This is a genomic window from Mesorhizobium sp. P3_A2 (assembly GCF_056403115.1).
In genome coordinates this window covers 121,040-129,222 of the sequence record NZ_JBFUGC010000015.1, presented here as the reverse complement: position 1 = coordinate 129,222, position 8,183 = coordinate 121,040, and the positions used below count along the sequence as shown (strand labels likewise).

The window sequence follows — 8,183 nt, the reverse complement described above, 5'->3', positions numbered from 1 at the left end:
CCAAGGACGAAGGTGGCCGTCACACGCCGTTCTTCACCAACTACCGTCCGCAGTTCTACTTCCGCACGACCGACGTGACCGGCATCGTGTCGCTGCCGGAAGGCACCGAAATGGTTATGCCCGGCGACAACATCACGGTCGATGTCGAGCTGATCGTGCCTATCGCCATGGAAGAGAAGCTGCGCTTCGCCATCCGTGAAGGCGGCCGCACCGTCGGTGCCGGCATCGTCGTCACCATCAAAGAATAATTAGACTTAAACCGATCTGTCGCGGGCGCGGAGTTGCCCGCGCCGCGCCAGAACAAGGAAGTGACGCATGAACGGACAGAATATCCGCATCCGCCTGAAGGCGTTTGATCACCGGGTGCTCGACGCCTCGACGAAAGAAATCGTGTCGACGGCCAAGCGCACCGGAGCAAACGTCCGCGGCCCCATTCCGCTGCCGACGCGGATCGAAAAGTTCACGGTCAACCGGTCGCCTCACGTCGACAAGAAGAGCCGCGAGCAGTTCGAGATGCGCACGCACAAGCGTCTGCTCGACATCGTCGATCCGACCCCGCAGACGGTCGATGCTTTGATGAAGCTCGATCTGGCCGCCGGTGTCGACGTCGAGATCAAGCTCTAAGGGAATGAGAGCGCGGTAAGGGGCGGTGCCCCTGGCCCGGAACTCTAAAGGAATTGAACCGATGCGTTCAGGTGTGATTGCAAAGAAGGTGGGAATGACCCGCATCTATAATGATGCCGGGGAACATGTTCCCGTCACCGTTCTCCAGATGGAGAACTGCCAGGTCGTGGCTCAGCGCACGCAGGAGAAGAACGGCTATACGGCCGTCCAGCTCGGCGTTGGCCTTGCCAAGGTGAAGAACACGTCGAAGGCGATGCGCGGCCATTTCGCGACCGCTTCCGTCGAGCCGAAGGCGAAGGTCGCCGAGTTCCGCGTCTCCGCCGACAACATGATCGATGTCGGCGCCGAGATCACCGTCGAGCACTTCGTCGCCGGCCAGAAGGTCGATGTGACGGGCACGACGATCGGCAAGGGTTTCCAGGGCGTCATCAAGCGCCACCACATGGGTGGTGGCCGCGCGACGCACGGTAATTCGGTTTCGCACCGTACGCACGGCTCGACCGGCCAGCGTCAGGACCCGGGCAAGGTGTTCAAGGGCAAGCATATGGCTGGCCACATGGGCGACACCCGCGTCACCACACAGAATGTCGAGATCGTTTCGACCGACGCCGATCGCGGCCTGATCCTGATCCGCGGTGCGGTTCCCGGATCGAAGGGCGCCTGGATCCTGGTCCGCGATGCGGCCAAGGTGGCACTGCCGGCCAATGCGCCGAAGCCTGCCGCGATCCGCGCTGTCGCGAAGAACGAGGCTCCGGCCGCAGAGGGAGCAGAATAATGGATCTCAAGATCACAACGCTTGGCGGCAAGGACGCCGGCAAGGTGAAACTCTCCGAGGAGATTTTCGGCCTTGATCCGCGCGAGGACATCCTGCAGCGCGTCGTGCGCTGGCAGCTGGCCAAGCGCCAGCAGGGCACGCACAAGGCCAAGGGCCGCGCCGAGATCGCGCGCACCGGCGCCAAGATGTACAAACAGAAGGGTACGGGCCGCGCCCGTCACCATTCGGCACGCGCTCCGCAGTTCCGCGGCGGCGGCAAGGCCCACGGCCCGGTCGTTCGCAGCCACGAGCACGATCTGCCGAAGAAGGTGCGCGCCCTGGGCTTGCGCCATGCTCTCTCGGCCAAGGCCAAGAGCGCGTCGATCATCATCATCGACGAGCTGAAGCTGACCGAGGCCAAGACGAAGGCGCTGCTCGCGAATTTCGCGACGCTGGGCCTGACCAATGCTTTGGTGATCGGCGGTGCCGAGCTTGACCAGAACTTCAAGCTGGCGGCGACCAACATCCCGAACATCGACGTGCTGCCCATCCAGGGCATCAACGTCTACGACATTCTTCGCCGCGGCACGCTGGTCCTTTCGAAGGCCGCCGTCGAGGCTCTCGAGGAGCGCTTTAAATGACCGACCTTCGTCATTACGACGTGATCGTCTCGCCGGCGATCACCGAAAAGTCGACCATGGCTTCCGAGAACAACCAGGTCGTCTTCAACGTCGCCAAGAAGGCGTCGAAGCCGGAAATCAAGGCCGCTGTCGAAGCGCTGTTTGGCGTCAAGGTTACGGCCGTGAACACGCTTGTCCGTAAGGGCAAGATCAAGCGCTTCCGCGGCACGATCGGCCGCCAGAGCGACGTCAAGAAGGCGATCGTGACGCTGGCCGACGGCCAGTCGATCGACGTCGCGACGGGTCTCTGAGCTAGGCCGCGAGGACAAGACAATGGCACTTAAAAAATTCAACCCGGTAACGCCGAGCACCCGCCAGTTGGTCATCGTCGACCGCTCGGGCCTCTACAAGGGCAAGCCCGTCAAGGGCCTGACCGAAGGCCTGACCAAGTCGGGCGGCCGCAACAATCACGGCCGCATCACGGCCCGCTTCATCGGCGGTGGTCACAAGCGTTCGTACCGCATCATCGACTTCAAGCGCCGCAAGTTCGACGTCGTCGGCACGGTCGAGCGCATTGAATACGATCCGAACCGCACCGCCTTCATCGCGCTGATCAAGTATGACGATGGCGAGCTGTCCTACATCATCGCCCCGCAGCGCCTTGCCGCCGGCGACAAGATCGTGGCCGGTGAATCGGTCGACGTGAAGCCGGGCAATGCGATGCCGCTGGCCTCGATGCCGGTCGGCACGATCGTCCACAACATCGAGCTGAAGCCGGGCAAAGGCGCCCAGGTCGCCCGTTCGGCCGGCGGCTACGGCCAGCTCGTCGGTCGCGACCAGGGCATGGCAATCCTGCGCCTCAACTCGGGCGAGCAGCGTGTCGTTCACGGCTCCTGCATGGCCACCGTCGGTGCCGTGTCGAACCCCGACCACGGCAACATCAACGACGGCAAGGCCGGCCGCACGGTCTGGCGCGGCAAGCGCCCGCACAATCGCGGCGTGACCATGAACCCGGTCGACCACCCGCATGGCGGTGGTGAAGGCCGCACCTCCGGTGGCCGTCATCCGGTCAGCCCGTGGGGCAAGCCGACCAAGGGCAAGAAGACGCGGTCCAACAAGGCGACCGACAAGTTCATCCTGCGCTCGCGCCATCAGCGCAAGAGCTAAGAAGAGGTAACGCCAAGTGACTCGTTCTATTTGGAAAGGCCCCTTCATCGACGGCTACCTTCTCAAGAAGGTGGACAAGGTTCGTGAAGGTGGTCGCAATGAGGTGATCAAGATGTGGAGCCGTCGCTCCACCATCCTGCCGCAGTTCGTCGGCTTCACCTTCGGTGTCTACAACGGCCAGAAGCATGTTCCTGTCTCGGTGAACGAGGACATGGTCGGTCACAAGTTCGGTGAATTCGCTCCGACCCGGACCTATTACGGTCACGGCGCGGATAAGAAGGCGAAGAGGAAATAATCATGGGCAAGGCCAAAGCTCCGCGCAGGCTTGCTGACAACGAAGCGCGCGCCGTTCTGCGCACGATCCGTATCAGCCCGCAGAAGCTGAACCTGGTTGCCGCGCTGATCCGCGGCAAGAAGGTCGCGACAGCGCTTTCCGATCTCGAATTCTCGGCCAAGCGGATTTCCGGCACGGTCAAGAAGACGCTGGAATCGGCGATCGCCAACGCGGAAAACAACCACGACCTCGATGTCGATGCGCTGATCGTGGCGGAAGCCTATGTCGGCAAGTCGATCGTCATGAAGCGTTTCCACGCTCGTGGTCGCGGTCGCGCCAGCCGTATCGAGAAGCCGTTCTCGCACCTCACGATCGTCGTTCGTGAAGTCGAAGAAAAAGGGGAGGCCGCATAATGGGCCAGAAAGTCAATCCGATCGGTCTGCGCCTCGGCATCAACCGCACCTGGGATTCGCGCTGGTTCGCGAACACCGGCGAGTACGGCAAGCTGCTGCATGAGGACATCAAGATCCGCAAGTATCTTGAGAAGGAACTCAAGCAGGCTGCGATCTCCAAGGTCGTGATCGAGCGTCCGCACAAGAAGTGCCGCGTCACCATTCATGCGGCACGTCCGGGTCTGATCATCGGCAAGAAGGGCGCCGACATCGAGAAGCTTCGCAAGAAGCTGATGGAGATGACGAAGTCAGAAACGCACCTCAACATCGTTGAAGTGCGCAAGCCGGAAATCGACGCGACCCTGGTCGCCCAGTCGATCGCCCAGCAGCTCGAGCGCCGTATCGCGTTCCGCCGCGCCATGAAGCGCGCGGTGCAGTCGGCCATGCGCCTCGGTGCCGAAGGCATCCGCATCAACTGCGCCGGCCGTCTCGGCGGCGCCGAGATCGCGCGCATGGAATGGTACCGCGAAGGCCGTGTGCCGCTGCATACGCTGCGCGCCGATGTCGATTACGGCACGGCCGAAGCGAACACGGCTTACGGCATCTGCGGCGTCAAGGTCTGGGTGTTCAAGGGCGAAATCCTCGAGCACGATCCGATGGCTTCGGAACGTCGCGCGACCGAGGGTGATGCTGCGCATGGCGGTGGTGGTGATCGCGAACGCGGTCGTCGTCGCGAAAACGCCTGATTATTTAGGAATTTGGAGTTAGAACGATGCTGCAGCCAAAGCGCACAAAGTTCCGCAAGCAGTTCAAGGGCCGTATCCATGGTACCGCAAAGGGCGGCACCAACCTGGATTTCGGTGGTTTCGGGCTGAAGGCGCTTGAGCCGAACCGCGTCACCGCGCGTGAAATCGAGGCGGCCCGCCGCGCGATCACTCGTGAGATGAAGCGTGCCGGCCGCGTGTGGATCCGTATTTTCCCTGACGTGCCGGTGACGTCGAAGCCGACTGAAGTGCGCATGGGCAAGGGCAAGGGCGCTGTCGATTACTGGGCGGCGCGCGTCAAGCCGGGCCGTATCATGTTCGAGATCGACGGCGTCAACGAAGAAACCGCCCGTGAGGCGCTGCGTCTCGGCGCGGCCAAGCTCTCGGTCAGGACGCGCTTCGTACAGCGCATCGCAGAATAAGGACGGGCTGATCATGAAAGCCGAAGACATCCGGACCAAGACCCAGGACCAGCTGACCGACGATCTGGCCAGCCTGAAGAAGGAGCAGTTCAACCTGCGCTTCCAGAAGGCCACCGGCCAGCTCGAGAAGACCGCGCGCGTGAGGCAGGTCCGCAAGGACATTGCGCGTATCAAGACCATCGCTGCGGAAAAGTCCGCGGCCAAGAAGGCTTAAGGACGAAAACCATGCCAAAGCGCATTCTGCAGGGCACCGTCGTCAGCGACAAGAACGAGAAGACGGTAGTCGTCAAGGTCGAACGGCGCTTCACGCATCCCGTGATGAAGAAGACCGTGCGCATGACCAAGAAGTACAAGGCGCACGACGAGAACAACGCCCACAAGGTCGGCGATGAGGTGTTCATCCAGGAATCGAAGCCGATTTCCAAGGATAAGCGCTGGATCGTCGTGTCTTCGGACCAGGCGTAAACAAACGAATTTTGGACAGACCGGGGAGGGGCTTCGAGCCCGTCCCGTTAGAAAAGAAGAAGGCGGCCAGTCATGATTCAGATGCAAACAAACCTCGACGTCGCGGATAATTCCGGCGCGCGTCGTGTCATGTGCATCAAGGTGCTGGGCGGCTCGAAGCGGAAATACGCTTCCGTGGGCGACATCATCGTGGTGTCGATCAAGGAAGCCATTCCGCGCGGCCGCGTTAAGAAGGGCGATGTGATGAAGGCGGTCGTGGTTCGCACGGCCAAGGACATCCGCCGCCCGGACGGCAGCGTGATCCGTTTCGACAAGAACGCGGCCGTTCTCGTCGACAACAAGAAAGAGCCGATCGGCACGCGTATCTTCGGACCGGTTCCGCGCGAACTCCGCGCCAAGAACCACATGAAGATCATCTCGCTCGCGCCTGAAGTGCTGTAAGGAGCCGGACCAATGCAAAAGATTAGAAAAGGCGACAAGGTCGTCGTGCTGGCCGGCAAGGACAAGGGCCGTTCGGGCGAAGTCCTCTCGGTTCAGCCGAAGGAAGACACCGCGCTGGTGCGCGGCGTCAACATGATCCGTCGTCACCAGAAGCAGTCCCAGTCCCAAGAGGGCGGGATCATCACCAAGGAAGCGCCGATCCAGCTGTCGAACATCGCGCTGGCCGACCCCAAGGATGGCAAGCCGACCCGCGTCGGTTTCATCTTCCAGAAGGACGGCAAGAAGGTGCGCGTCGCCAAGCGCTCGGGAGAAGTCATCAATGGCTAAGGCTCAAACCACGAAGCCCAAGGCTGAAAGCAAACAGTCCAAGGCCCAGAACACGCCGCGCCTCAAGCAGGTCTACAACGAGACCATTCGCAAGGCGCTGCAGGAGCAGTTCGGCTACGACAACGAGATGCAGGTTCCACGCATCGACAAGATCGTGCTGAACATGGGCGTCGGCGAAGCGACCGCGGATTCGAAGAAGCCTTCGATCGCGGCCGAAGACCTGGCGATGATCGCCGGCCAGAAGGCCGTCGTCACCCGCGCCCGCAACTCCATCGCCGGCTTCAAGGTCCGCGAGAAGATGCCGATCGGCGCCAAGGTCACGCTGCGCAAGGAACGCATGTACGAGTTCCTCGACCGCCTCGTGAACATCGCACTGCCGCGCGTTCGCGACTTTCGCGGACTGAATCCGAAGAGCTTCGATGGCCGTGGCAACTATGCCATGGGCATCAAGGAACACATCGTGTTCCCGGAGATCAACTACGACAAGGTTGATCAGATCTGGGGCATGGACGTCATCGTTTGTACGACTGCGAAGACGGACGACGAAGCCAGGGCATTGCTCAAGGCCTTCAACTTCCCCTTCCGCCAGTAACGGCAGCGAGAAAAGGAAAAATCTGAAATGGCAAAGACCAGCTCAGTCGAGAAGAACAACAGGCGCCGCAAGCTTGCCGACCAGTACGGTCCCAAGCGCGCTGCGCTGAAGGCGATCATCATGGACCAGTCCAAGCCGATGGAAGAGCGCTTCCGCGCTCAGCTGAAGCTGGCTGCCCTGCCGCGCAACTCGGCCAAGATCCGCATCCGCAACCGCTGCGAAGTGACGGGGCGCCCGCGCGCCTACTATCGCAAGCTCAAAGTATCGCGCATCGCGCTTCGTGATCTCGGCAATAACGGCCAGATCCCGGGCCTGGTCAAGTCGAGCTGGTAAGGAGGACATAACATGTCATTGAGCGATCCTCTCGGCGATATGCTGACCCGCATCCGCAACGCGTATGGCCGCAAGAAGTCGAGCGTTTCGACGCCGGCCTCGCGCCTGCGTACCCGCGTCCTCGACGTGCTGAAGGCTGAAGGCTATATCCGCGACTACAGCCAGACCGACTTCGACAACGGCAAGTCCGAGATCGAAATCGAGCTGAAGTATTTCGACGGTGCTCCGGTCGTGCGCGAAATCGCCCGCGTCTCGAAGCCTGGTCGCCGCGTTTACGTTTCGGCCAAGTCGATTCCGCACGTCGCCAACGGCCTCGGCATCGCCATTCTTTCGACGCCGAAGGGCGTGATGGCCGATCACGAAGCACGCGAACAGAATGTCGGCGGCGAAATCCTCTGCCAGATTTTCTAATTCGGCAGACCTGAAACAAGAGAAGTGACGAGGACAACCAAATGTCTCGTATTGGAAAGAAACCCGTTTCGCTGCCGCAGGGCGTGACCGCGACCGTCAACGGCCAGACCGTGACGGCGAAGGGCCCCAAGGGCGAGCTGAAGTTCGTGGTGAACGACGAAGTGCTGGTCAAGATGGAAGGCAGCGAGATCGCTGTCCAGCCGCGCGACCAGACCAAGACCGCCCGCTCCAAGTGGGGCATGTCGCGCACGCAGATCGTCAACATCCTGCAGGGCGTCAAGGACGGTTTCGAAAAGAAGCTCGAGATCACCGGCGTCGGCTATCGCGCCGCCCTTCAGGGCAAGAACCTGCAGCTGGCTCTTGGCTTCAGCCATGACGTCGTCTACGAGACGCCGGCAGGCATCACGATCACTGTGCCGAAGCCGACGGAAATCACCGTGACCGGCATCGACAAGCAGCAGGTCGGCCAGGTTGCCGCCGAGATCCGCGAGTATCGCGGTCCCGAGCCCTACAAGGGCAAGGGTGTCCGCTATGCCGGCGAGAAGATCGTCCGCAAGGAAGGCAAGAAGAAGTAAGTTTAACGCCGCGGGGAGCGGT

At 61.5% G+C, this 8,183-nt stretch carries 18 protein-coding genes; all 18 read left to right on the top strand.

The features are described from left to right. Nucleotides 1-248: EF-Tu C-terminal domain-related protein (locus tag AC1DXM_RS28005; protein ID WP_461435615.1), on the top strand; the 248-nt coding region annotated here is incomplete at its 5' end. A gap of 67 nt (nucleotides 249-315) precedes the next feature. Continuing rightward, nucleotides 316-624: a 30S ribosomal protein S10 gene (gene rpsJ / locus AC1DXM_RS28000; RefSeq protein ID WP_010909272.1), complete on the top strand. Its 309-nt coding sequence runs from the start codon at nucleotides 316-318 to the stop codon at nucleotides 622-624. A 61-nt stretch (nucleotides 625-685) separates the two neighbouring features. Continuing rightward, nucleotides 686-1,399: a 50S ribosomal protein L3 gene (gene rplC / locus AC1DXM_RS27995; RefSeq protein ID WP_112395064.1), complete on the top strand. Its 714-nt coding sequence runs from the start codon at nucleotides 686-688 to the stop codon at nucleotides 1,397-1,399. Further along, nucleotides 1,399-2,019, top strand: coding sequence for a 50S ribosomal protein L4 (gene rplD / locus AC1DXM_RS27990; protein ID WP_477238198.1), 621 nt, complete (start codon nucleotides 1,399-1,401; stop codon nucleotides 2,017-2,019). The genes rplC and rplD overlap by 1 nt, the downstream gene beginning before the upstream one ends. After that, entirely contained in the window at nucleotides 2,016-2,309 is a 294-nt protein-coding gene (locus tag AC1DXM_RS27985; RefSeq protein ID WP_023672751.1) for a 50S ribosomal protein L23, read from the top strand. Before rplD ends, AC1DXM_RS27985 begins: the two co-directional genes overlap by 4 nt. Nucleotides 2,310-2,331: 22 nt before the next feature. Next, nucleotides 2,332-3,165: a 50S ribosomal protein L2 gene (gene rplB, locus AC1DXM_RS27980; RefSeq protein WP_023706515.1), complete on the top strand. Its 834-nt coding sequence runs from the start codon at nucleotides 2,332-2,334 to the stop codon at nucleotides 3,163-3,165. A 16-nt stretch (nucleotides 3,166-3,181) separates the two neighbouring features. Next, on the top strand, nucleotides 3,182-3,460 hold the full coding sequence (gene rpsS, locus AC1DXM_RS27975) for a 30S ribosomal protein S19 (RefSeq protein ID WP_006205463.1): 279 nt from the start codon (nucleotides 3,182-3,184) through the stop codon (nucleotides 3,458-3,460). 2 nt (nucleotides 3,461-3,462) lie between these two features. Further along, entirely contained in the window at nucleotides 3,463-3,852 is a 390-nt protein-coding gene (gene rplV / locus AC1DXM_RS27970; RefSeq protein WP_006205462.1) for a 50S ribosomal protein L22, read from the top strand. Beyond that, nucleotides 3,852-4,577 carry a 30S ribosomal protein S3 gene (rpsC, locus tag AC1DXM_RS27965; protein ID WP_013895697.1) on the top strand — a complete coding sequence of 242 codons (726 nt, stop codon included), beginning with the start codon at nucleotides 3,852-3,854 and terminating at the stop codon, nucleotides 4,575-4,577. The genes rplV and rpsC overlap by 1 nt, the downstream gene beginning before the upstream one ends. A gap of 26 nt (nucleotides 4,578-4,603) precedes the next feature. Then, complete coding sequence (gene rplP / locus AC1DXM_RS27960; RefSeq protein WP_006205460.1) at nucleotides 4,604-5,017, top strand: 50S ribosomal protein L16; 414 nt, start codon at nucleotides 4,604-4,606, stop codon at nucleotides 5,015-5,017. A 13-nt stretch (nucleotides 5,018-5,030) separates the two neighbouring features. Then, on the top strand, nucleotides 5,031-5,231 hold the full coding sequence (rpmC, locus tag AC1DXM_RS27955) for a 50S ribosomal protein L29 (protein ID WP_006205459.1): 201 nt from the start codon (nucleotides 5,031-5,033) through the stop codon (nucleotides 5,229-5,231). 11 nt (nucleotides 5,232-5,242) lie between these two features. Then, on the top strand, nucleotides 5,243-5,482 hold the full coding sequence (gene rpsQ / locus AC1DXM_RS27950; RefSeq protein WP_296747247.1) for a 30S ribosomal protein S17: 240 nt from the start codon (nucleotides 5,243-5,245) through the stop codon (nucleotides 5,480-5,482). Between the two features lie 72 nt (nucleotides 5,483-5,554). Continuing rightward, nucleotides 5,555-5,923, top strand: a complete 369-nt coding sequence (gene rplN, locus AC1DXM_RS27945; protein ID WP_006205457.1) for a 50S ribosomal protein L14 — start codon at nucleotides 5,555-5,557, stop codon at nucleotides 5,921-5,923. A gap of 12 nt (nucleotides 5,924-5,935) precedes the next feature. Then, a complete protein-coding gene (gene rplX / locus AC1DXM_RS27940; RefSeq protein WP_013531428.1) occupies nucleotides 5,936-6,250 on the top strand; it encodes a 50S ribosomal protein L24 in 315 nt (104 codons plus the stop codon). After that, nucleotides 6,243-6,842 carry a 50S ribosomal protein L5 gene (rplE, locus tag AC1DXM_RS27935; RefSeq protein ID WP_013531429.1) on the top strand — a complete coding sequence of 200 codons (600 nt, stop codon included), beginning with the start codon at nucleotides 6,243-6,245 and terminating at the stop codon, nucleotides 6,840-6,842. Before rplX ends, rplE begins: the two co-directional genes overlap by 8 nt. A gap of 27 nt (nucleotides 6,843-6,869) precedes the next feature. Beyond that, nucleotides 6,870-7,175 carry a 30S ribosomal protein S14 gene (rpsN, locus tag AC1DXM_RS27930; protein ID WP_010909282.1) on the top strand — a complete coding sequence of 102 codons (306 nt, stop codon included), beginning with the start codon at nucleotides 6,870-6,872 and terminating at the stop codon, nucleotides 7,173-7,175. Nucleotides 7,176-7,187: 12 nt separating this feature from the next. Then, nucleotides 7,188-7,586, top strand: coding sequence for a 30S ribosomal protein S8 (gene rpsH, locus AC1DXM_RS27925; RefSeq protein WP_006205453.1), 399 nt, complete (start codon nucleotides 7,188-7,190; stop codon nucleotides 7,584-7,586). Nucleotides 7,587-7,627: 41 nt separating this feature from the next. Then, complete coding sequence (gene rplF, locus AC1DXM_RS27920) at nucleotides 7,628-8,161, top strand: 50S ribosomal protein L6 (protein WP_023682603.1); 534 nt, start codon at nucleotides 7,628-7,630, stop codon at nucleotides 8,159-8,161. Nucleotides 8,162-8,183: the final 22 nt, after the last annotated feature.

Coding starts and splice junctions, on each gene's coding strand:
- AC1DXM_RS27985 (WP_023672751.1), top strand. CDS start 2,016: ATGACCGACCTTCGTCATTACGACGTGATCGTCTCGCCGGCGATCACC.
- rpsQ (WP_296747247.1), top strand. CDS start 5,243: ATGCCAAAGCGCATTCTGCAGGGCACCGTCGTCAGCGACAAGAACGAG.
- rplE (WP_013531429.1), top strand. CDS start 6,243: ATGGCTAAGGCTCAAACCACGAAGCCCAAGGCTGAAAGCAAACAGTCC.
- rplN (WP_006205457.1), top strand. CDS start 5,555: ATGATTCAGATGCAAACAAACCTCGACGTCGCGGATAATTCCGGCGCG.
- rplB (WP_023706515.1), top strand. CDS start 2,332: ATGGCACTTAAAAAATTCAACCCGGTAACGCCGAGCACCCGCCAGTTG.
- rplX (WP_013531428.1), top strand. CDS start 5,936: ATGCAAAAGATTAGAAAAGGCGACAAGGTCGTCGTGCTGGCCGGCAAG.
- rplC (WP_112395064.1), top strand. CDS start 686: ATGCGTTCAGGTGTGATTGCAAAGAAGGTGGGAATGACCCGCATCTAT.
- rpmC (WP_006205459.1), top strand. CDS start 5,031: ATGAAAGCCGAAGACATCCGGACCAAGACCCAGGACCAGCTGACCGAC.
- rplF (WP_023682603.1), top strand. CDS start 7,628: ATGTCTCGTATTGGAAAGAAACCCGTTTCGCTGCCGCAGGGCGTGACC.
- rplD (WP_477238198.1), top strand. CDS start 1,399: ATGGATCTCAAGATCACAACGCTTGGCGGCAAGGACGCCGGCAAGGTG.
- rpsJ (WP_010909272.1), top strand. CDS start 316: ATGAACGGACAGAATATCCGCATCCGCCTGAAGGCGTTTGATCACCGG.
- rpsH (WP_006205453.1), top strand. CDS start 7,188: ATGTCATTGAGCGATCCTCTCGGCGATATGCTGACCCGCATCCGCAAC.
- rpsN (WP_010909282.1), top strand. CDS start 6,870: ATGGCAAAGACCAGCTCAGTCGAGAAGAACAACAGGCGCCGCAAGCTT.
- rplV (WP_006205462.1), top strand. CDS start 3,463: ATGGGCAAGGCCAAAGCTCCGCGCAGGCTTGCTGACAACGAAGCGCGC.
- rpsC (WP_013895697.1), top strand. CDS start 3,852: ATGGGCCAGAAAGTCAATCCGATCGGTCTGCGCCTCGGCATCAACCGC.
- rplP (WP_006205460.1), top strand. CDS start 4,604: ATGCTGCAGCCAAAGCGCACAAAGTTCCGCAAGCAGTTCAAGGGCCGT.